We start from the raw sequence: 1,080 nt of genomic DNA, 5'->3' as shown, positions 1-1,080 counted from the left end.
GATTGCATTCTTTTTCTACTAGCCGCAAGCTATTAGCATCTCGAACCAAAATTGTATCAAAAGCTTTTAGTAATTTCTGAAAATTACGCTATAAAATTTGTTATCAATTTGGTATAACTAATGAGTGGATTTACCCCTCGACTCCGAGCTATGGAAAGCATTTGGGAGTTCATACAAAGAAATACGAGTAGATAAAGCATATATCAAAGTCAGAGGTGATAACTAAGTCAAATTATTTGTTAAGTATATCTAACTGTATCTCCATCAATTGCCGATCCAAATATCTCGCGCATCCCGATAAAACTCCCCTTGCCCGTCCCACTGATAAGGCGTAGGGGAATGCAGCAGTCCTAACCAAACTTCCACCAGGGTCATACCTAATGCCTGCTGCAATTGCCAAAGGGAAACTCTTGCCCCCTGGTGTTGCTGTATCCAGTGAGCGATCGCATTCTGCCACTGAGGAATATCCTCTTGTTCCGCCAACCCTTTCAATTCCTTTTTCATTTGCGCCCTGGCTTTCCTTGCCAAAGCCCTAGCTTCGGTGCGATCTATTACCGATACTACCGACCCAGAGCTAGGACTAGGCTCATTATCAATAGCAAATTCTTCCATCAAGTCTGATAAATCGAGCGACATTGATTGGCGCATCAATCCAGAGAGAAAATCATCATCTAAAACGGGACCATTGCTATTATCTGTAGCTTCCAGACTATCTAAAATACCATTAGCTCGTTTAACGTAGACTTCAACAATCTGGGAAATAGCTTCCGCCGCGACGTGGAGTTGTTGGCTATTCTCCAGAGGAGCGATCGCACTTTCCAAGTCGTGCCAAAGTTGCTGAAAATTTGCCACATCTGGTTTATTAAGCGCAGACTTCAAATCGCCCCATAAGTCTAGTTCTAGCTGGGTATACGTAGGCATCAGCGTTCTTCTGGGTTAATCTATGGATATCTAATCCCCTTTCGTTCACCATCTCCATTACTTGGCGATATGAAAGCGGATAACTGAGATACCAACCCAGAACTATGATGATTTCGGACTGATAATGCCGCCACTTGAAGGGGGATTTATAATTCATCA

At 42.9% G+C, this 1,080-nt stretch carries 1 protein-coding gene and 1 pseudogene; both read right to left on the bottom strand.

Annotated features, from left to right (window positions below; all coding sequences use genetic code 11):
- Nucleotides 1-264: 264 nt before the first annotated feature.
- Nucleotides 265-921: a hypothetical protein gene (locus AC2VE5_RS28395; RefSeq protein ID WP_486890854.1), complete on the bottom strand. Its 657-nt coding sequence runs from the start codon at nt 919-921 to the stop codon at nt 265-267.
- Nucleotides 922-943: 22 nt separating this feature from the next.
- Nucleotides 944-1,078: pseudogene (locus AC2VE5_RS28390) on the bottom strand (IS6 family transposase); the annotation flags it as partial.
- Nucleotides 1,079-1,080 lie beyond the last annotated feature (2 nt).

Source organism: Aliterella sp. E5.1, from assembly GCF_057473825.1.
The sequence above is the reverse complement of the archived record's forward strand: the minus strand, read 5'-3'. Positions and strand labels throughout refer to the sequence as shown.